At 70.8% G+C, this 21691-nt stretch carries 16 protein-coding genes; 13 read left to right on the forward strand and 3 right to left on the reverse strand.

Going from position 1 to position 21691, the window contains the following annotated elements:
• Positions 1-3: 3 nt before the first annotated feature.
• The 5 genes from ACYVHG_RS00385 (at position 4) to ACYVHG_RS00405 (ending at position 5993) form a co-directional block, all read left to right on the forward strand.
• On the forward strand, positions 4-747 hold the full coding sequence (locus tag ACYVHG_RS00385; protein ID WP_461165451.1) for an SDR family NAD(P)-dependent oxidoreductase: 744 nt from the start codon (positions 4-6) through the stop codon (positions 745-747).
• Between the two features lie 65 nt (positions 748-812).
• Entirely contained in the window at positions 813-2660 is a 1848-nt protein-coding gene (locus tag ACYVHG_RS00390; RefSeq protein ID WP_461165452.1) for a penicillin-binding transpeptidase domain-containing protein, read from the forward strand.
• Between the two features lie 84 nt (positions 2661-2744).
• Positions 2745-3614, forward strand: a complete 870-nt coding sequence (map, locus tag ACYVHG_RS00395) for a type I methionyl aminopeptidase (protein WP_461165453.1) — start codon at positions 2745-2747, stop codon at positions 3612-3614.
• Positions 3615-3624: 10 nt separating this feature from the next.
• A complete protein-coding gene (locus ACYVHG_RS00400) occupies positions 3625-5148 on the forward strand; it encodes a cobyric acid synthase (RefSeq protein ID WP_461165454.1) in 1524 nt (507 codons plus the stop codon).
• 11 nt (positions 5149-5159) lie between these two features.
• Positions 5160-5993, forward strand: coding sequence for an alpha/beta fold hydrolase (locus ACYVHG_RS00405; RefSeq protein ID WP_461165455.1), 834 nt, complete (start codon positions 5160-5162; stop codon positions 5991-5993).
• Positions 5994-6157: 164 nt separating this feature from the next.
• On the opposite strand, the gene ACYVHG_RS00410 is transcribed toward ACYVHG_RS00405, so the two are convergent.
• Positions 6158-7561 (reverse strand): mycothione reductase, encoded by a 1404-nt coding sequence (locus ACYVHG_RS00410; RefSeq protein WP_461165456.1) that lies wholly within the window; start codon positions 7559-7561, stop codon positions 6158-6160.
• Entirely contained in the window at positions 7554-8585 is a 1032-nt protein-coding gene (locus ACYVHG_RS00415) for an alpha/beta hydrolase (protein ID WP_461165457.1), read from the reverse strand. The genes ACYVHG_RS00410 and ACYVHG_RS00415 overlap by 8 nt, the downstream gene beginning before the upstream one ends.
• Before the next feature lie 150 nt (positions 8586-8735).
• Here ACYVHG_RS00415 and mqo point away from each other — a divergent pair, with 150 nt between their 5' ends.
• The 8 genes from mqo (at position 8736) to ACYVHG_RS00455 (ending at position 20894) form a co-directional block, all read left to right on the forward strand.
• The gene (gene mqo, locus ACYVHG_RS00420; protein ID WP_461165458.1) at positions 8736-10226 is read left to right on the forward strand and encodes a malate dehydrogenase (quinone); all 1491 of its coding nucleotides are present in this window, start codon (positions 8736-8738) and stop codon (positions 10224-10226) included.
• Positions 10227-10254: 28 nt separating this feature from the next.
• Entirely contained in the window at positions 10255-12129 is a 1875-nt protein-coding gene (locus ACYVHG_RS00425) for a VWA domain-containing protein (RefSeq protein ID WP_461165459.1), read from the forward strand.
• Between the two features lie 54 nt (positions 12130-12183).
• Positions 12184-12801 carry a cob(I)yrinic acid a,c-diamide adenosyltransferase gene (cobO, locus tag ACYVHG_RS00430; RefSeq protein WP_461165460.1) on the forward strand — a complete coding sequence of 206 codons (618 nt, stop codon included), beginning with the start codon at positions 12184-12186 and terminating at the stop codon, positions 12799-12801.
• Complete coding sequence (locus ACYVHG_RS00435; protein ID WP_461165461.1) at positions 12795-14174, forward strand: cobyrinate a,c-diamide synthase; 1380 nt, start codon at positions 12795-12797, stop codon at positions 14172-14174. The genes cobO and ACYVHG_RS00435 overlap by 7 nt, the downstream gene beginning before the upstream one ends.
• 63 nt (positions 14175-14237) lie before the next feature.
• A complete protein-coding gene (locus ACYVHG_RS00440) occupies positions 14238-14819 on the forward strand; it encodes a DUF4822 domain-containing protein (protein WP_461165462.1) in 582 nt (193 codons plus the stop codon).
• A 30-nt stretch (positions 14820-14849) separates the two neighbouring features.
• Positions 14850-16097, forward strand: a complete 1248-nt coding sequence (cobA, locus tag ACYVHG_RS00445) for a uroporphyrinogen-III C-methyltransferase (protein ID WP_461165463.1) — start codon at positions 14850-14852, stop codon at positions 16095-16097.
• Positions 16098-16220: 123 nt separating this feature from the next.
• Positions 16221-18302: an MFS transporter gene (locus ACYVHG_RS00450; protein ID WP_461165464.1), complete on the forward strand. Its 2082-nt coding sequence runs from the start codon at positions 16221-16223 to the stop codon at positions 18300-18302.
• A 237-nt stretch (positions 18303-18539) separates the two neighbouring features.
• Positions 18540-20894, forward strand: a complete 2355-nt coding sequence (locus ACYVHG_RS00455) for an MFS transporter (protein ID WP_461165834.1) — start codon at positions 18540-18542, stop codon at positions 20892-20894.
• Between the two features lie 37 nt (positions 20895-20931).
• Here ACYVHG_RS00455 and yaaA read toward each other — a convergent pair whose 3' ends face one another.
• A complete protein-coding gene (gene yaaA / locus ACYVHG_RS00460; protein WP_461165465.1) occupies positions 20932-21681 on the reverse strand; it encodes a peroxide stress protein YaaA in 750 nt (249 codons plus the stop codon).
• Positions 21682-21691 lie beyond the last annotated feature (10 nt).

The following is a 21691-nucleotide window of genomic DNA, read 5'->3' on the forward strand; positions in this document are numbered from 1 at the left end:
GCGATGAGCTTCGACGCCTCCGGCCTGTTCGACCTGACCGGCCGCACCGCACTGGTCACCGGCGCGAGTTCCGGGATCGGCGCGGCCATCGCCACCGCGCTCGAGACCGCCGGCGCTGACGTCCTGCGCGCCGGACGCGACCGCACCCGGCTCGGCCCGGACGGGATCAGCGCGGACCTCGCCGACGGTGCTCGGACGCTGATCGAGCAGGTCGACGCGCGCCTGCGCGACGGGTCCGGCACCGTCGACATCCTGGTCAACTGCGCCGGCAGCAATCCGCGCCCACCGCTCGCGGAGATCGACGACGCGCTCTACCGCGAGATCCTGGCGGTCAATCTCGACGCTCCGTTCCGGCTCGGCCGGCGATACGGTCCGGCGATGGCCGACCGCGGCTGGGGACGGATCATCAACGTCGCGTCCACCCAGGCGCACCGTGCATTCGGCAACAGCGGGGCGTACGGCGTCGCCAAGGCCGGGCTGGCGGCACTCACCCGTTCCCAGTCCGAGGCCTGGGCTTCGTCCGGGGTCACCGCGAACGCACTGGTCCCCGGATTGATCGACACCCCGATGACCGCCCCGGTCCTCGCCGACGACGAGCGCGCCGACTACTTCCGGCGGCGCGCACATACCGGCACCCTCGGCGTGCCCGCAGATTTCGCGGCCGCGGCGATCTTCCTGGCCGGCCCCGGATCGAGCTTCGTGACCGGCCAGCAGCTCTGTGTCGACGGCGGGTTGTCGGTCACCTGAATCACACTGGTCACAGCACCGCGCGGCAACCGTTTCCGGCAGACGGAGCGTCGTAGCCTTGGCGCGTGGAGAAGCTGCGCGCGCGGGCCGTGGCGGTCGTCGCCCTGATCGTGGCGCTGATCGCGGCGCCGGCGTGCGCACCGGGGAACACCAACGGTCCCGGACCGGTCTCCGTACGCTTCGGGACCGCCCTCGCCGAGAAGGATCTCGACGCCGCAGCGAACCTCACCACCACCCCGGAGGCCGCCAAGAAGGCCCTCACGGCGGCCTTCGACGGGCTCCAGGCGCGCGGTGTGAGATTCAAGGTGGGGCAGGTCCGCACCTCCGGCGCCACCAGCGAGGTCGAGTACGAGTACGTCTGGGACCTGCCCGCCGAACAGGGCCGGTCGAGCCGCAGCTGGGACTACCGCGGCTCACTGACCAGCGTGCTGGAGAACGGCCAGTGGAAGGTTCGCTGGGCACCGTCGGTACTGCACCCGCGCCTGGGCACCAATCAGCGGATGGTGCTGCGCGCACTGCCCGCCGCCAAGGCCCCGGTGAACTCGGCCTCCGGCGGATCGATCTTGGTGCCGGGCGTGATCACCCGGATCCGCCTGGAGGCGTCGACGGTCACCGCCCCGACCACGGTGCTCGACGTGGCCGCGCAGCTCGCCCGCGCACTGCAGCCGATCGTCCCCGGGCTCGATCCGGTGCAGATCACCGAACAGGCCACGTCCGTCCAGGGCCCGTACGTGGTGGCCTCGGTCAACCAGGACGACCTGCGCAGACTCGCCGGCGATGTGCGCGCGCTGCCCGGGGTCACGTTCGTCGAGCAGGCCGATATGGTGCCCACCGACCGCACCTTCGCGCCGGCGCTGATGAGCTCGATCAAGAAGAACGTCACCGGCGACCTGGACGGTAAGGACGGCTGGGAGGTGATCGCCGAGGCCGACACCGGTGCCCGGGTGAGCACCCTGTCGTCGACCGCGCCGCAGACCGCGTCCGCGGCCACCGTCAGCATCTCGCCGATCGCGCAGGCCGCAGCCCAGGCAGCGGTGAACACCCGGCGCGACCGGCAATCGATGATGGTCGTGGTGCAGCCGTCCACCGGCAATGTGCTGGCCGTGGCGCAGAACCCGGAGGCCGACAAGCTGGGCTCACTGGCCACCTCCGGTCTCTACCCGCCGGGATCGACCGGCAAGATCGTCACCGCGACCGCCGCGATCAGTAGCGGGATCGCCACCCCGGAGACGATCGTTCCCTGCCCGGGCACGCTCACGATCGGTGAGCGCGAGGTACCGAATTACAACCGCTTCGCCCTCGGGGACGTCAGTATGCAGCGGGCGTTCGCCCGTTCCTGCAACACCAGCTTCGCCTTCCTCGGTGCGAAGCTGAAACCCGAGGCGCTCAACACCGCAGCGGCCGAACTCGGCATCGGGCCGGATTACACGATCGAGGGGCTGCCGGTCTCGTCCGGGCAGTACCCGGTTCCGAAGGCGATGGTCAATCAGGTCGAGGACAGCTTCGGTCAGGGTGAGGTCCTGGTGAGCCCGTTCTCGATGGCTTTGGCCTCGGCCGCGGTCGCGCACGGCGGGGCGGTCACCCCGCAACTGCTGCTCGGTAAACCCACCAAGGTCGACGGTGCCCGCCCACCCATCGACCCGAAGGCCGTGGACGGCGTGCGGGCCATGATGCGTGAGGTGGTCGCCTCCGGTACCGCCGAACTGATCCGCGGCTCGGGCGAGGTGCTCGGCAAGACCGGTGAGGCGGAGGTCGACGGTGGCTCGCACGCCTGGTTCGTCGGTTACCGCGGCGACCTCGCCTTCGCGACCCTGGTGGTGCTCGGCGGCAGTTCCGACAACGCCGTCGCCGTGACCAAGGAGTTCTTCGACCGGTTCGACGCTCCGGTTCCCGCTGCCCCGACTCCCGGCTGAGACCCGATAGCGGGAGCGGGAACTCCGGCACAAGCGCGGAGACACCGATGCCGCCCCCGCGCACAGGGTCGATAAACTGCAACGATGACCCGCGCTGCACTGACCTCCGGCACCGTCTCGCCTCGGCTGGCCGTTCCCAGCACCGTCGTGCGGCCCGAGTACGTCGACAAGGCGTCGGCGAACGAGGGCGACGAGCCGTGGGTGCAGACTCCGGAGACGATCGAGAAGATGCGGCTGGCCTCGCGGATCGCGGCGGATGCGCTGCAGGCCGCCGGGGCCGAGGTCCGCCCGGGCGTGAGCACCGACCACCTGGACCGGGTGGCGCACCAGTACATGATCGACCACGGTGCGTACCCGTCCACGCTGGGCTACCGCGGCTTCCCGAAGTCGTGCTGCACCAGTCTCAACGAGGTCATCTGTCACGGCATTCCGGACTCCACCGTGATCGAGGACGGTGACATCGTCAACATCGACGTCACCGCCTACATCGACGGCGTGCACGGCGACACCAATGCGACCTTCCTCGCCGGTGAGGTCTCCGAGGAGCACCGGCTGCTGGTCGAACGCACCCGGATCGCCACCGAACGTGCGATCAAGGCGGTCAAGCCGGGCCGCGAACTCAACGTGATCGGTCGCGTGATCGAGGCCTACGCCAACCGGTTCGGCTACAACGTGGTGCGCGATTTCACCGGCCACGGGATCGGCGAGACCTTCCACAACGGCCTGGTGGTCCTGCACTACGACGAGCCCAACGTCGATACCGTGCTCGAACCCGGCATGGTGTTCACCATCGAGCCGATGATCAATCTCGGCGCTCTCGACTACGAGATCTGGCCCGACGGTTGGACCGTGGCCACCACCGACAAGAAGTGGACCGCGCAGTTCGAGCACACCCTGGTCGTCACCGACGACGGTGCCGAGATCCTCACTCTGCCCAGCGAACCGGCCGCGTGAGCGAGCGCGCATGCACGGCGCACTGCTGATCGCCGGCGCCACCAGCGACGCCGGCAAATCCACCGTCACCGCGGGACTGTGCCGTCTGCTCGCCCGGCGCGGTGTCTCGGTCGCGCCGTTCAAGGCGCAGAACATGTCCAACAACTCCGTCGCCACCGTCGAACCGGACGGCACCAGCGGCGAGATCGGCAGGGCCCAGGCCACGCAGGCTCTCGCCTGCGGGCTCGCTCCGAGCACTCGCTTCAACCCGGTGCTGCTCAAACCCGGTGGTGACCGGCGCTCCCAATTGGTGCTGCACGGAAGGGCCGTCGGCGACGTCGGTGCCCGCGACTACCTGACCAGGCGGCAGTGGCTGCTCGACGAGGTCACCACCACCCTGGCGGGGCTGCGTGAGGAGTTCGACGTGGTGCTCTGCGAGGGTGCGGGCAGTCCCGCCGAGATCAACCTGCGCGCCACCGACATCGCCAACATGGGGCTGGCGCACGCCGCCGGACTGCCCACCCTGATCGTCGGCGACATCGACCGCGGGGGAGTGCTCGCTCACCTCGCGGGCACCGTCGCGGTCATGCCGCCGCAGGACCAGCAGCTGGTGTACGGCTTCCTGATCAACCGTTTCCGCGGCGACGTCTCCCTCCTGGCACCGGGCCTGGAACAGTTGCGCGAGATCACCGCACGCCCCACGCTCGGGGTGGTGCCGTACCTGGCGGACCTGTGGCTCGACGCCGAGGACTCCCTCGCCGCACTCGGCCCGGACCTCGTGGGTCGCGGCTCCGAGTGTCCCGACGCGCTCCGAGTCGCCGCCGTCGCGCTGCCCCGGGTGTCCAACACCACCGATCTCGAAGCCCTCGCCTGCGAGCCGGGCCTGACGGTGCGTTTCACCACCCGGCCGGCCGACGTGGCCGCCGCCGATCTGGTGGTCCTACCCGGCACCAAGAGCACCGTCGCCGATCTGGCCTGGTTGCGTGCGACCGGTATCGCCCACGCGCTGCGCAGCCGGGCCGAGGCCGGCCGGCCGATCGTCGGGATCTGTGGCGGCTACCAGATGCTCGGACGCACCATCTGCGACCCGGCCGGTGCCGAGGCCGCCGCGGGCACCCGCATCGAGGGCCTGGGCATCCTGGACATGGACGTCGAGTTCAACCCGCGCAAATGCGTCCGCAACGTCACCGGCTCCGGGCTCTCAGTTCCGGCCAGCGGGTACGAGATCCATCACGGTACCGTCGTCCGGAGCGCGGAAAGCCCTGTGCTGCAGGGCCCGGACGGTCCGGAGGGGGCTCTGCGGGAGGGCGTGCTCGGGACCCACTGGCACGGACTCTTCGGCGCCGACGGTTTCCGCCGCGCGTACCTGCAGCGGACCTTCCCGGGACGGGACTTCGGCGCCGAGATCAGCTACCACGAAGCCCGGATCGCCCACGTCGACAGGATCGCTGATGCGCTCGAGGAGCACTGCGACCTCGACGCGATGCTAGATCCTTTGCGTTCGCAGGGTGCCTATTCGGCGATCCTCCCGACCTTGCGCATCACGAGTGACTAGCGTGGGGAACCATGCCCATCGATTCAGCTGACACGGTTCGGGTGCCCTCCGGCGCGTGGACTTTCGAGGTGTCGGTCGGGGGGCCGGAGCACGGCGTGCCGGTGCTCCTGCTGCACGGCTTCCCGCAGACCGAGGAATGTTTCGACGAGGTGCGCGAGCGCCTGCACGAGGCCGGCTTGCGCACCATCGCGCCCCGCCAGCGCGGCTACAGTGCCGACGTACGCCCGGTGGGTGTCGATCAGTACACCATGAAGCAGCTCGCCGAGGACGCCGCCGGGATCCTGGACGGACTCGGGGTTCCGTACGCGCACGTGGTGGGACACGGACTCGGTGCCACGGTGGCCTGGCACTTCGCGGCGGCGTACCCGCTGCGGGCCATGAGCCTGACGGCCGTCTCCTTCGGGCATCCCTCGGCGTTCGGGGCGGCGATGGCCGGCGACCAGGATCAGCGGCAGCGCTCCCGCTACCTGGAGTTGTTCCTCGCCGCCGGCGTCGCGGAGCGGCACCTGCTCGACAACGACGCCCGCACGCTGCTGGCGACGGCACCGGGTGGCGGTATCGAGGACCTCGCGGACGGACAGACCCTGACCGCGGCACTGAACTGGTACCGGGCGAATCTGGTCCCGGGGGGAGAAGGGCTGGACTGCCCGGTGATCGAGGTGCCCACCACGCTGGTGTGGGGCACTCGGGACGCGATCGCGGGACCGGCGCAGGCGAAGGGGACGGCGCACTACATCCGCGCCGACTACCGCCTCAGCCAAGTGCCGGACGGCGACCATTGGCTCCCGCTACGCGCCCCCGCGGCGCTGGCATCGGAGATCGCGCTGCGCACGCTCAGAAACTGATCGCGCAGCGGAAGCCGTTGGGGATTACTTGTTCTCGGTGCCGCAGCTGCAGGTCTCGCCGCAGGTGCAGTTCTCACAGGTGCAGTCGGGGTTGGAGCAGGCTGCCGGCAGGATCAAATCATTGTGATTCATGCATGTGACTTTAGCACGCAAGCGCGGTGGCGTCACTGATGTTTCGCTAGTCCTAGCAGGGCGTTCTCCACCAATTCGGGCAGTGCGGGATGGATCCAGTACTGGCCCCGCGCGAACTCGTGCGCGGGGATCGAGAACGACATCGCGGTGATCGCCGATTGGATCAGCGCCGATGCCTGATGACCCACGATGTGCGCCCCCACCAGGAGTCCGGTGGACCGGTCCGCGATCAGCTTGCACACCCCCTCGGCATCGGCCATGGCCCAGCCGTAGGCGATATCCGCGTACCGCTGCTCGGCCACGGCCACATCGATCCCGCGGGAGCGTGCCTGCGCCTCGGTGAGCCCCACCGAAGCCACCTGCGGGCGGGTGAACACCGCCCCCGGCACGAACCGGTGGTCGGTGCTCGCCACCGGCTCGTCCCAGCCGGAGAGCAGGTTCTCCGCGGTGGTCCTGGCCTCGGCATTGGCCACGTGCCGCAGCGGGTACGGCGTGCTCACATCGCCCAGCGCCCACACGCCGCGCACCGCTGTGCGCTGGTGCTCATCGACCGGAATGCGTCCACCGCCGTCGAGCTCGATGCCGATCGCCGAGGTCGCCAGGGTGTCGCCGTTGGGAACCCGGCCGGTGGCCACCAGCAGGACATCGCCGGCCACCGTCGAGCCGTCGGAGAGATCGACCTCCACCCCGCCGTCCACCGCGCGGGTGGCGATCACCTCGGTGCGAAGGCGCACGTCCCAGCGTTCGGCCGCATCGGCGGTGAACACCTCGGAGATGGTCTCGTCCTGCGAGCGCAGCAACCGCTCACCCCGCGCGACGACGGTCACCTCGGCGCCGAGTCCGGCGAAGACGTGCGCGAACTCGGCGGCGATGTAGCCGCCGCCGACCACGATCACCCGCTCCGGGGCCTGGTCGAGCCGCATGATCGTGTCGTTGGTGTGCCAGGGCGCGGTCCCCTCGGCGATCACCGGCGGGATCACCGGGCGCGAACCCGCCGCCACCACGACCTCCCGCCCGGCGACGACGGTCCCGTCGGCCAGTTCCAGACGGTGCAGTCCGTCGCCGGAGCCGGGGAGGAACCAGGCCTCCTGAGCGAAGACGGTGACGTTCGGCTGCTGCTCCCGGTGCCGCAAGCCGCCGGCCGCGTACCGGTCGATCCGGCCGAAGACCCGGTCACGGATGTCGCGCCAGCGGACCGAATCGATCGTGGCGTCCACCCCGAGCGGCCCGGCCGCACGGGCCTCGTCCGCGACGTCGGCCGGGTAGACGAACATCTTCGTGGGGATGCACCCCACGTTCAGGCAGGTGCCGCCGAAGGCGCCGTTGAACTGCCCCTTGTCGACGATCGCGATGGTGCGGTCGTCGAAGCGCCCGTCCGGGATGGTGTTGCCCGCCCCGGAACCGATGATCACCACGTCGAAGGTCTGCTCAGGCATGACGGTCCCGCTCACTCTCGATCTCGCGGCCCAGCCACTGCGCGAGCTCGGCGTAGGCCTGCTCGCGGGCGGGCCGTTCGGACAGGAAGACGTCGTGCCTGGCACCGGCGACCGGTACCACCGAGAGCCGGTTACCCACCGCGCCCGCCCATTTCGCGATCTGCCTGGTGTCGAGCACCACGTCGGCGCGGCCGGCTTCCGCACTCCAGGTCTTCGGGGCGAAGCTCTTGGTGGACCGCAGGATCAGCGACGGCACCCCGACGTCCAACCCCCGGTGCAGCAGGCTGTGTGCCACCCGTACTGCGCGCAACCAGCCGAAACGCACCGGGAACCCCTCGATCGGCTTGAGCGTGGTGTCGAAGTCGAACTCGCCGTGGGCACTGCTGTGGATGGTCTCGCCGTAGACACCGACCGCCTCCACCGGCACGATCCGGGTGCCGGCCGACTTGCCGATCAGCTTGAGCACGGGCGTCGCGACCTCCCGCAGCGCCGCCGAACCCTGCAGGTCGAACCACGGACTGTCCAGCACCAGGCCGACCACCGAGGTACCGGTACCGGCCCGCCGCCGCCGGTCCAACCACAGTGGGGTGATCAGCCCGCCGGTCGAATGCGCCGCCACCACGATGCCCAGGCCGGGATGCTCCTGCTCGATCGCCGAGACCGCCAGGTCCAGCTCCACGTCGTAGACGGAGAAGTCGGTGGCGTAGTGCGGCGATTGCCCCTCGCGCAGGGAACGGCCGCACTTGCGCAGGTCGAGCGCGTAGAAGGCGTATCCGCGGGCGGCGAAGAACTCGGCGATCGCGGTCTGGAAGAAGTAGTCGGAGAAGCCGTGCACCCACAGCACCGCGTGGTGCGGGGCGTCCGCCGGGGCGGGCTCGCCGCCAAGCGGACCGGTGTACTTGACCAGGGTCGCCACCACGTCACCGCCGGGCTCACCGTCCGGATCGGCACCGAGGTCGAAGGTGTGGGCGAGGTAGTCCTCGCCGAGGATGTCGGGGGAGAAGGTCAGCCGCGTCGTCGCCACACCGGCCACTGTAGTGAGCGCAACCACCTCCGGCCGCTCCGTGGCGCAGCCGGTGTGCCGCGCGCCGTCGAGATACGCCAGAGTAAGGTTCTCGCGCAGAAGGGGGCTGGCTCGAAAGTCCCGCGCATACGTCGAGGAGTGAACAACCAGATGGCCCGTAACGTGATCAGCACGGACGTCGCGCTCGTCGGCGCGGGGATCATGAGCGCCACGCTCGGAACCCTGATCCGCAAGCTGGAGCCCAGCTGGTCGATCAGCGTCTTCGAGTCGCTGGACGCGGCCGCCGCGGAATCCTCCGATCCGTGGAACAACGCCGGCACCGGACACTCCGCGCTCTGCGAGCTGAACTACACCCCGCAGGCGGCCGACGGCTCGGTGGACATCAGCAAGGCCATCACCATCAACGAGCAGTTCCAGGTGTCGCGGCAGTTCTGGGCGTACGCGGTGGACGCCGGCGTGGTGGACCAGCCGTCGGACTTCATCAACACCATCCCGCACGCCAGCTTCGTGCACGGCGCCGACAACGTCGACTACCTGCGTAAGCGGTACGACGCACTGGCCGCGGAGCCCTTGTTCGAGGGTATGGAGTTCTTCACCGACCCGGCCACCTTCACCGAGAGACTGCCGATCATGGCGGCCGGCCGTGACTTCGCCGACCCGATCGCCGTGAACTGGTACGAGGGCGGCACCGATGTGGACTTCGGCTCGCTGACCAAGAAGCTGATCAACTTCGTCGGCAAGGGCGGGTCCGTCCACTTCGGTACCCGTGTCACCGATCTCAAGCGCACCAAGGACGGCTGGCGACTGACCGTCAAGAACCGGCGCACCCACGAGGTGAGCTACGTCGACGCCCGGTTCGTCTTCGTCGGCGCCGGTGGCGGCGCGCTCCCGCTGCTGCAGAAGTCCGGTATCAAGCAGGCCAAGGGCTTCGGCGGTTTCCCGGTGTCCGGGCAGTTCTTCCGGTGCACCAATCCCGAGCTGATCGACCATCACGCGGCGAAGGTCTACGGCAAGGCGGCCGTCGGTGCCCCGCCGATGTCCGTCCCGCACCTGGATACCCGCGTCATCGAGGGCAACCGCGGTCTGCTGTTCGGCCCGTACGCCGGCTTCTCGCCGAAGTTCCTCAAGGCCGGCCGGTACACCGATCTGCCGCTGTCGGTGAAGCCGAACAACCTGCTGCCCATGATGGCCGTGGGCCTGAAGGAGATGGGCCTGACCAAGTACCTGATCGGTGAGCTGATGCAGTCGCCCGCCGACCGGGTCAAGACCCTCTCCGAGTTCGTGCCCCGCGCCGACGGCGGTGACTGGGACCTGATCACGGCCGGCCAGCGCGTGCAGGTCATCCGCAAGGGACCGGGCGGGGGCAACCTCGAGTTCGGCACCGCAGTGATCGCCGCCGCCGACGAACAGATCGCCGGCCTGCTCGGTGCCTCGCCCGGCGCCTCCACCGCCGTTCCGGCGATGCTGGACGTGCTCAGCAAGTGCTTCCCCAAGCACATGCAGGCGTGGAAGCCCCTGCTGCAGGAGATGATCCCCTCCTACGGCACCACCCTCAACAACAACAAGCAGCTGTTCAACCAGGTCTGGGACTGGACCGACCGCACCCTGCAGCTGGTACCCGGCTCCGAGGCCGGCGCGTAGGCCGGGCGCGTTCGGTGGAGGCTCGACGGTGACGGCGCAGCCCGATCGCTTCCCGTTCAGCGCGGTCGTCGGGCACGACGAGCTGCGTCTGGCGCTGGCGCTGTGCGCCATAGCCCCCGCCATCGGCGGGGTGCTGGTGCGCGGTGAGAAGGGCACCGCCAAATCGACCGCGGCCCGGGCCCTGGCGCCGCTGTTGCCGACGCGCCCCGACGGCACCCCCGCCCGCCTGGTGGAACTGCCGATCGGCGCCACCGAAGACCGGGTGGTCGGCTCACTGGATCTGCACCGGGCGCTCGGAGAGGGCGCCGTCGACTTCACCCCCGGCCTGCTCGCCGACGCCGACGGTGGGATCCTCTACGTCGACGAGGTGAATCTGCTCTCCGACCACCTGGTGGACGTGCTGCTCGACGCCGCTGCGATGGGCCGGGTCACCGTCGAACGCGATGGCGTCTCCCGGGCCTACCCGGCGCGGTTCGTGCTGGTCGGAACGATGAACCCGGAGGAGGGGGAACTGCGTCCGCAACTGCTGGACCGGTTCGGCCTCGCGGTGGACGTTCGCGCCAGCCGGGACGTCGACACCCGCATGGAGGTGATGCGGCGGCGCCTGGCGTTCGAGGCCGATCCATCGGCCTTCGCCGCCGAGTACGCCGCCGCCGACGCGGAACTCGCGCAGCGCGTGGCCGCCGCCCGCGACGGCCTGCCGCGGGTCGAGCTGCCGGAAGCGGAACTGCGCCGGATCGCCGCGGTGTGCGCCGCCTTCGACGTCGACGGGATGCGCGCGGACCTGGTGATCGCCCGTGCCGCCCGCGCACACGCGGCCTGGCGCGGCGCCGCAGAGGTCACCGAGGAGGACGTCCGCGTGGCCGCCGCACTGGCGCTGCCGCACCGCAAGCGGCGGGACCCGTTCGACGAGCCCGGACTCGACGATCAGGAGCTCGACCGCGCCTTCGACGACGCCCGGGACGACGAACCCGAGCCGGATCCCGACGGTCCCGGTGGCGGGGCCGAGCCCTCCGGCGGGCAGGATTCGTCCCCGCACTCGGGGACGCCGCGATCCGGGGCGCCCCAGGATGGCGACACTGCACAGAACCCGCCCGACGGGGCCGCCCTGCCCACCGCCCGGCACCGGTCGGTCGCCAGGCTCGCCGTGCCCGGAACCGGCACCGGCGCCGCCGCCGGCCGGCGTTCGAAGACCCGTGCGGACCGCGGCTCGACGGTGCGCGCGGCACCCGCCGGTACCGGCGCGGGCCTGCACCTGGCCGCGACGTTGCGCGCGGCGGCACCCGAGCAGGCCGCCCGCGGCCGGACCGAGGGGCCGCTGCGCCTGGCACCGTCGGACCTGCGGTCGCCGATCCGCGAGGCCACCGAGGGGAACCTGGTGCTGTTCGTGGTCGACCTGTCCGGTTCGATGGCCGCCCGGGAGCGGCTGGCACTGGTGGGGGAGGCCGCGGTCTCGCTGCTGCGCGATGCCTACCAGCGCCGCGACAAGGTCGCCGTGATCGGCTTCCGCGCCGCGGAGGCCGCAGTCCTGGTGCCGCCGACCCGGTCGGTCGACCTCGCCGTGGCACGGCTGTCGAAGGCCCGCACCGGCGGACGCACCCCCCTCGCCGAGGGCCTGATCGAAGCCCGCCGGTTGCTGCGCCGGGAGGATCTGCGTCCGGACGCGCGGCGTCCGCTGGTGGTCGTGCTCACCGATGGCCGCGCCACCTCCGGCCGCGATCCGCTGCCCCGTGCGCTCGCCGCGGCCGCGGCACTGCACGCCGACGGGCGTGCCGCGGTGGTCGTGGACTGCGAGACCTCGATGGTGCGGCTCGGGCTGGCGGCGCAGGTCTCCCATGCGCTCGGCGCCCGAACCGTCCCGCTCGGCGGCCTGGGTCCGCAGGACCTGGCCCGCGTCGCCTGACCGGCCGGAGAGAGCCGAACCGAAACCGTCCGCCGAATCAGTGAGGAGCCTCCGATGCCGCAGGGCAAGGTCGAGTCAGTACCCCAGGACGGGCTCACCACCCGGCAGCGCCGTAACCAGCCGGTCCTCGCCGTCCACACCGGACCGGGCAAGGGCAAGTCCACCGCCGCCTTCGGCATGGCCATGCGCGCCTGGAACCAGGGCATGCCGATCGGCGTCTTCCAGTTCGTCAAGAGCGCGAAGTGGAAGGTCGGCGAGGAGGCGGCGATGCTCGCCCTCAACGACGTGCACGAGCGCACCGGTGCCGGCGGTCCGGTGGAATGGCACAAGATGGGGCAGGGCTGGTCCTGGCTGCGCCGGTCCGACGACGCCGAACAGGACCACGCCGAAGCGGCCCGCGCCGGCTGGCGGGAGATCGCCCGGCGGCTCGCGGCCGAGCAGCACCGCTTCTACGTGCTCGACGAATTCACCTACCCGCTGAGCTGGGGCTGGATCGACGTCGACGAGGTGGTCGCCGCACTCGCAGCCCGTCCGGGCAACCAGCACGTGGTGATCACCGGCCGCAATGCCCCGGCCGCGTTGATCGAGGCCGCCGATCTGGTCACCGAGATGACGAAGGTCAAGCACCCGATGGACGCCGGGCGCAAGGGCCAGCGGGGCATCGAGTGGTAGCACCGGCCGTCGTGATCGCGGCGCCGGCCTCCGGCAGCGGTAAGACCACGATCGCCACCGGGTTGATGGGCGCCCTGTCGCGCACCGCCACCGTCGCCCCGTTCAAGGTGGGGCCCGACTACATCGACCCGGGCTACCACGCACTCGCCACCGGGCGTCCCGGCCGCAACCTCGACCCGGTGCTGTGCGGGGAGCACCGGGTGGCTCCGATGTACCGGCACGGTGCCACCGGCGCCGACATCGCCGTCGTCGAGGGAGTGATGGGCCTGTTCGACGGCCGGATCGTCGAGCACGGGGGAGGTAGCGCTGCCGCCCGGGGATCTGCGCTGATCACCGAGGGAATCGGATCGACGGCCGACGTCGCGGCGATGCTCGGCGCACCGGTGCTGCTGGTGGTGGACGCCCGCGGGCATTCACAGTCACTGGCCGCGCTGTTGGCCGGCTTCATCGCGCACCGGCCGGGAATCGCCCTCGCCGGGGTCATCCTCAACCGGGTCTCGAGCCCCCGGCACGAACGGGTACTGCGGGACGCCTGCGCGCAGGCCGGGCTGGAAGCCGTCGGGGCTGTGCCCGGCGCCGCGGAACTGGAGATCCCCGCCCGCCACCTGGGGCTGGTCCCCGCCGTCGAACGCGGCACGGACGCGGTCGCCGCGGTCGCCGCGATGACCGAACTGGTCGCCGAACACGTCGACGTCGACCGGGTGCGTGCGCTGGCCGGGCCGGTGGCCGACGGTCCGGTGTGGACACCGTCGGACGAGGTCAGCGCCCCTGCCGGCCGGGGGCCGACGGTGGCCCTGGCCGGTGGGCCCGCGTTCAGCTTCGGTTACGCCGAGCACGAGGAACTGCTGACCGCCGCCGGTGCGGTGGTCCGTCGCTTCGACCCGCTCACCGATGCGCTCCCGGACGGCGCCGCCGCAGTGGTGCTCCCCGGCGGATTCCCCGAGGTCTTCGCCGAACGGCTGTCCGCGAACAGCGGCCTGCGCAGGCAGATCCGGGACCTGGCCGAGCGCGGCGGTGTGGTGCACGCCGAGTGCGCCGGACTGCTGTACCTCGCGCAGTCGCTCGACGGCGTGCCCATGTGCGGTGTGGTGCCGGGTGCCGCGAGTTTCACCCCCCGGCTCAAACTCGGTTACCGGGACGCCGTGGCGCTGGCGCCCAGTCCGCTGTTCGAGCCGGGGGAGCGGGTCACCGGCCACGAATTCCACCGCACCGAACTCGATACGGGCACCGATCCGGCGTGGGGCTGGCGGGACGCCGACGGCCGCCCCGTGACCGATGGATTCGTTTCGCCCACTGTGCACTCCTCGTATCTCCACCTCCACCCTGCCGGATATCCCGCACTGGTAGAACGCCTGGTCACAGCGGTGCGGTGAGGAATAGGTCTCATCCTGAGAACCGGCCTCGCGGAGGCTGAGAGCGTCCGGTACAAATGCCCTATGCACAAGTCGCTCAAGATCGTCACGATGACCTTCGCCGCCGCCGCTGTGGTCGCCACGTCGGCGTGCGCCGCCGGCTCCTACGCCGCCCCCGGATCGCCGTCCGCCTCCAACAGCTCCTCGGCCAAGCCGTCCGCACCCGCGTCGAAGTCGGCGTCGGCGTCGAAGTCCGCCTCCGCCTCCGCGGCGGTCAAGCCCGGCACCCCGAGCGCCGTGCTCGCCTCGACCGCGTGGGAGACCACCGGTGCCAAGGACGCCAAGGGCGCCTCGGTCGCACTGACCGACCCCGCCGTGAAGAACTTCGTGGGCTGGGCCTACTTCAAGAAGGACGGCACCTTCGCCCTGTACAACCTCGACAACTCCGCCAAGGGCAAGGGCGACTGGACGGTCTCGGCCGACGGCAAGACCCGCACCCTGGTTGCCAAGAACGCCGACGGCAGCGTGCAGTACCGCCGCACCGTCGACATCGTGACCCTCACCGAGAAGGAGTTCACCTACCGCGTGTACCCCGAGGCCGGCAACAAGGCGGTGTACTACGACATCGTGCACACCGCGACCACGCACGCCGAGCCGCGCGCGTAGTCGCACGGTCCGCTCACTAGGCTGAGCGCCATGAACAGCCACGGCGCCCCTTGCGATCCCTACCTCGTCGGTCTGGATCTGCGGGGGCGCCGTGTCGTCGTCGTGGGGGCGGGCACCGTCGTCCAGCGGCGGCTGCCCGTCCTGCTCGCCGCCGGCGCGGACGTTCACGTGGTGGCACCCGAGGCGACACCGGCGGTCGAATCGACCCCCGGGATCACCTGGCACCGCCGCGCCTACCGTGCGGGTGATCTGGACGGGGCCTGGTACGCCCTGGCAGCCACCGACGACCCGGCGGTGAACGCCGAGGTGGTCGCCGAGGCGCAGGCCCAGCGCACCTTCTGCGTGCGCGCCGACCTCGCCCGCGAGGGCACCGCCGTCACCCCGGCCACCGTCGCCCAGGACGGTCTCCAGGTGGGCGTCCTCGCCTCCGGCGACCATCGCCGCTCGGCCGCCGTCCGGGACCAGTTGCGCTCGGTGCTGACCGGGGAATCGGCAGGCGGTGGGTCGCAGGCCCCGGCGAGTGCGGGCCGCAGGGCCGGGCTGTCCGGGACGGTCGCCCTGGTCGGAGGCGGGCCCGGGGACCCGGACCTGATCACTGTGCGCGGCCGCACCCTGCTCGGCCTGGCCGACGTGGTGGTCGCCGACCGGTTGGCACCGCCGCGACTGCTCGCCGAGCTCGCACCGCACGTCGAGGTGATCGACGCGGCGAAGGTGCCCTACGGGCGTGCGATGGCGCAGCAGGCCATCAACGGGGTCCTGATCGACCGGGCGAAGGAGGGCAAGTTCGTCGTCCGTCTCAAGGGCGGCGATCCGTACGTCTTCGGCCGCGGCTTCGAGGAGCTCGAATCCCTCGCGGAGGCGGGTGTCCCGGTGACGGTGGTCCCGGGGATCACCAGTTCCATCGCCGCACCGTCGGCCGCGGGCATCCCGGTCACGCACCGCGGGGTGACCCACGAATTCGTCGTGGTCTCCGGACACGTTCCGCCCGGTCACCCCGACAGCCTGGTCGACTGGGATGCGCTGGGACGCCTGCGAGGCACCGTCGTGGTGTTGATGGCCGTCGAGCGACTCGGGGTGATCGCGGATGCGCTCATCGCCGGCGGGCGCCCGTCCGACACACCGGCCGCAGTGATCGAGAACGCCACGACCGGTGGGCAGCGCACCGTCCGCGGCACGCTCGCCGGAATCACCGCGGATGCGGAAGCGGCGCAGATCAAGCCACCCGCGGTGCTGGTGGTGGGGTCGGTCGCCGGGTTCACCGCGGCGATCGGCGACTGACATCCGCGGCCGGCGCGGCCGCTGTGAACCGGGCGGACCGAACAGTCACATCAGAAACTTGTGTCTCATTCGTTTCACGCGGTTCCTTCCGTCCGGCCCCCTCGCTCGGTAGCGTTGTCGATCATGACCGCAACCTTGGTGCCGAGCGGCCCGGCGCAGACCTACCGCGTCAAGGGCAGTGCATTCGGCATTCCCATCCTGGTGCTCTGCGGCATGATCTTCCTGTCCGTGCTGGACGGCACCGTCGTCTTCGTGGCGATGCCCGCGATCCAGAACGCCCTGGGGCTCTCGGACGCCTCCAAGGTGTGGGTCTTCGGCGCGTACGCGCTCACCTTCGGCGGGTTCCTACTGCTCGGCGGACGGCTCGGCGACACCTTCGGTCGCAAGCGGATGTTCCTGTTCGGCGTTCTGGGCGTCACCATCGCGTCGTTGCTGGCCGGATTCGCGCCGAACGAGGCGTGGCTGCTGGCCGCTCGCGTCGGACAGGGCTTCTTCGCCGCGATCGCCGGCCCCACCGCCCTGGCCCTGATCGCGACCACCTTCGCCCCCGGTAAGGCGCGCAACCAGGCCTTCGCGGTTTTCGGCGCGATGGCCGGACTCGGTTCGATCGCCGGCCTGGTGGCGGGCGGGCTGCTCGCCACGATGGACTGGCGGCTGATCTTCTGGATCAACGTCCCGGTGGGTCTGGCGTGCGCCATCGGCGGCTACTTCACCCTCGACGAGGCCCTGGCGGAGCGGCGGCACGCACTCGACGTCAAGGGGGCGGTGCTCGCGGTCACCGGCTGCGTGAGCGGGGTGTACACGCTCACCGCGGGACCGGAGGCGCACTGGCAGAGCACTTCGGTGTACCTGGCCGCGCTGGTCAGCGTGGTCTGTCTGGTGGCCTTCCTGGTGGTCGAGCGCACCGCGAAGAACCCGATCCTGCCGTTCTCGCTGTTCAACAACCGCAACCGGGTGGCCGCGATGATCGCCATCCTGGTGTGCGGCGCCCTGCTGCCCACGCTCGGCTTCTACGTCGCCCTCACCTTCCAACTGGTGCTCGGCTACACCCCGTTCCAATCGGGACTCGCGCTGTTGCCCTTCGCGGTCGGCTTCGGCATCTCGGTGGCGGTCAGCGCCTCGCTGGTGCGGCGGATGCAGGCCCGCTGGCTGGTCGCGATCGGGGGCCTGATCGTCTTCGTGCCGTGCCTGTACGTGCCGACCCTGATGGACGACGCCCCGGCCAGCATCGACTACTTCCCGCAGATCGCCGTCCCGGTCCTCCTCATCGGAATCGGGGTGGGGATGGCCGTGGTCCCGCTGCCGCTGGGCGCCGTCGCCGGAGTCCGGCCGTCCGAGATCGGGCCGCTCACCGCGCTGATCGAGGTGTGCCAGAACATCGGCGGCATCATCGGCCTGGCCTCGGTGCAGGTGGTGGTCACCTCCCGGATCATGAAGGAGCAGGGGCCGACCACCGGTCACCTGCGGCACGAGGAACTCACCGGTGAGCAGATCACCGCCCTCGCATCCGGCTACGGTCTGGCGTTCATCGCCTGCGCGGTGATCCTGATCATCGCCGGGCTGGTGGTGGTGCCGTTCATGCGATTCACGCCCGCGGAGATCGCCGAGGGACAGGCGGCCAAGGAGTCCAGCGAGTCCGGAGGCGCGATCCCGTCCACCTCCTTCCCGGCGCAGGCCTTCGACGACGACGTCGACGACGATTGGGAGCCGATCGAGGGCGATGTCACCTCCGGTGCCTTCCCCGTGGTCCGGCGGGAGGACTTCGACCGGGCCTACAACGAGGAGCCCGGCGATCCGGAGCCGGTGTACTTCACCGACCGCTTCCGGGCGATCAAGCGCTCCGAGATCGACGAGCACGCGCCACGGCCACGCGCTCCTCGACCGGCGCCGCAGCAGCCTGCCCCGCAACAGCGGGCGCAGCGGCCGCCGGACCCCTCAGCCGAGCAGACCCGGGCGATCACCGTGCAACGTCCCTCCGGACCGGTCCGCCGGGATCCGTCCGGTCCGGTGCGCCGGGATCCGGGTGCGCAGCCGCAGCCGCGATCGCACCAGCGCGGTCGACCGGGCGGCCCGGTCCGTGATCCGGCCCGGCCGGACGCCCCGCCGCAGAAACCGGCGTCTTCGAGGTCTCCGATGCACTCACCGGAGGTATCGCCGCAGGCCGAGCGGGTGCGGCGGGCCCGTAGGCGGAACTCCCCGGAGTGAGCGCAGGCCGACGGTGCCACGCCGACGCGCGCATCGAGGGTGAAATGTGACCCGCACTGATCGGTGCATCTCGGACATCCCCGAATCTGCACCGTGGCGTGCGCAAACAGGGCGAATCGACCGGTGCATCCCGCATGCAGTTTGGGACACTTCCGTCTCATTCGCCCCACGAGTAGCGGTCAACGATTTCCGGGCGCCTTCCCTCGCCCGGTAGCCTCGGACTCCATGACCGCAACGATGGCCCCCGGTAGCCCGGCGCAGACCTACCGCGTCAAGGGCAGCGCACTGGGCGTGGCCATCGTCGTCCTGTCCGGAATGATGTTCCTGGCAGTGCTGGACGGCACCGTCGTCTTCGTGGCCCTGCCGCGGATCCAGGACGCCATGCATCTGTCCGATGCCGCGAAGATCTGGGTGTTCGGTGCCTACGCCGTCACCTTCGGTGGATTCATGCTGCTCGGAGGCCGCCTGGGCGACACCTTCGGCCGAAAACGGATGTTCGTCTTCGGCGTCGCAGGCTTCACCGCGGCCTCACTGCTCACCGGCTTCGCCACCAACGAGGCCTGGTTGCTGGCCGCGCGCGCCGGCCAGGGGTTGTTCGCCGCGATCGCCTGTCCCACCGCGCTGGCGCTGATCGCCACCACCTTCGCCCCCGGTAAGGCGCGCAACCAGGCCTTCGCCATCTTCGGCGCGATGGCCGGCCTGGGATCGGTATCGGGACTGGTCGCAGGTGGCCTGCTCGCCACCATGGACTGGCGCTTCGTCTTCTGGATCAACGTGCCGGTGGGCATCATCTGCGTGATCGGCGCCGTCTACGCACTGGAGGAGTCCACCTCCGAGCGGCGGCACGCACTCGACATCCGCGGCGCCTTCCTGGCCGTGGCCGGCTGTGTCGGTGGTGTCTACACCCTCACCATGGGCCCCGAGGTCGGGTGGAAGGGCGCGAGCATCTACGTCTCCGCCGCCCTCAGCATCGCCTGTCTGGTGGCCTTCCTGCTGGTCGAGCGCACCGCGAAGAACCCGATCCTGCCGTTCTCGCTGTTCCGCAACCACAACCGGGTGGCCGCGATGATCGCCATCCTGGTGTGCGGTGCCCTGATCCCCACCCTCGGCTTCTACGTCGCCCTCACCTTCCAGCAGGTGCTCGGCTACACCCCGCTGCAGTCCGGTGTCGCCCTGATCCCGTTCGCCGTGGGTATGGGCATCGCCGCGCCCGTCTCGTCCAAGCTCGCGTTGAAGATGCAGGCGCGATGGCTGGTGGCGATCGGCGGAGTGATCGTCTTCCTACCCTGCATCTACGTGCCGATGCTGATGTCCAGGAGCCCGGAGGAGGTCACCTACTTCCCGTACATCGGGCTACCGGTGTTCTTCATCGGTCTCGGCGTCGGTTTCGCGATGATCCCGCTCCCGATCTGCGCGCTGGCCGGCGTCCGCCCCTCGGAGACCGGCCCGATGTCGGCGCTGGTCGAGGTGTGCCAGAACATCGGCGGCATCATCGGACTGGCCTCGGTGCAGGTGGTGGTGACCTCCCGGATCATGAAGGAGGGCGGTCCGACCAAGGGTGACATCACCCACGAGATGCTCAATGAGTCCCAGCGCAGCGCTCTGGCCTCCGGCTACGGCCTGGCGTTCATCGCCTGCGCGGTGATCCTGATCATCGCGGGCCTGGTGGTGGTGCCGTTCATGCGGTTCACCCCGGAGGAAGTGGCCGAGGGGCAGGCGGCGCAGGAGTCCAACAAGTCCGGTGGCTCGATCCCGTCGACCTCGTTCCCGGCGCAGGCCTTCGACGACGACGTCGACGACGATTGGGAGCCGATCGAGGGCGACGTCACCTCCGGGTCCTTCCCGGCTGTGAACCGCCAGGACTTCGACCGCGTGTACAACGAGAAGCCGGGCGACCCGGAGCCGGTGTACTTCACCGACCGGTTCCGCGCGATCAAGCGTTCCGACGTCCAAGGCACGTCCCAGCCCGGGACTCGGCATCCGCAGCAGCCGTCCCGACAGCAGACCGGCGGGGTCCCGGTGTCCCGCCCACAGGGGCCGGGTTCGACCGGTCCGTTCACCCATCCCAGTGATCCGTTGCCGCGCCGCGCGCCGCAACCCGGCGACGACCTGGCCGGGGTGGCACGCCCGTCTGGGCCGATCCAGCGCGAGAGTGCCGACCTTCCCCGGCCGCCGGTGCCCCCGCAGCCCCCGTCGCAGCAGTACCGGCGCCCGGCGCCGCCGCGTCAGCAGCAGGAGCCCTCTGCCCGGTACCGCGCCGGCGCGCCGATGCCGCGCCCCAGCGGCCCGATGAACCGTCCCAGCGGTCCGGTGAATCGTCCGAGCGGTCCGGTGAACCGGCCCAGCGCTCCGGTGAACCGGCCCAGTGGTCCGATGAGCCGGCCGATGCCCCAGCCGGGCCAGCAGAGCCCGTCGCAGCCCCGTCACGACGCGCCCCGGCATTCGCAGGCGCAGCACGTGCAGGCCCAGGACCAACCGTCGCGCGGCGGCGGACGGCACGCGGCCCCCGAGCCGGGCATGCACCGTCCGGTCCCGTCCGCCCAGGCGGACCGGGTCAGCCGGGCCCGCCGGCACCGCCTCGACGAGGACTGACCACCGCGCGACCCGGGCTCGGAAGTACCCGTGCGGATCAGCCCGCGGTGACGATCGTGACCTCGGTCGGCGAGGTCAGCTCGGCGCGCAACCCGGCCTTCTGCGCGACGCGCACCACACCGCTCGCGTCGGTCGGCTCGGCCCGACCGGTCACCAGTGCCCGGGCCAGCAGACCCTTGTGGTGCTTGTTGAAGTGGGAGACCACCGAGCGGGAACCGTCCGGCTTCTCGGTCACGACGGTGGCCGTCACCGCGCCGGGCACCCTCCCGAGTGCGGCGTAGCCGCCGGAGCGCAGATCCACGACCAGGCCGCGGTCGGCACCGGCCAGTGCATCGGCCAGATCGGGTTTCCACTGCGCGGCGAGCGTGCCCATCCCGGGCAATCTGGAACCGGCTGAGAGCCGGTAGGCCGGAATCGGATCGGCGGCGCCGACCACACCGAACAGTGCCGAGCCCACCGCCAGCCGCGCATCGGCCTTCGCCCGCTGCGCCTTCGTCATCGCGGCCACGTCCAGGGCCTCGTAGAGCACCCCGGTGTACTGCTCGATCGCCGGCCGGGTGGGTGCGGTGCGCAGCACCCGGTTGCGTTCGATCTCGCCGGTCTGCCCCGCCGACAGGCCCAGCGCGGTGCGAGCGGCGTCGTCGTCGCCGGAGACGGCGATCACGGCGTCGAGGAGCCGCCGTCGGATCGGGGTGAGCGCGGGGAAGGTCAGCAGGCCGAGGTCGAGCGGGGCGCCACTGTCCGGGGCGCCGGCCTTCGTTTCGGACGGGGGAAGCAGGATCAGCACAGAGGGCACA

It is taken from the genome of Tsukamurella serpentis (assembly GCF_054780975.1).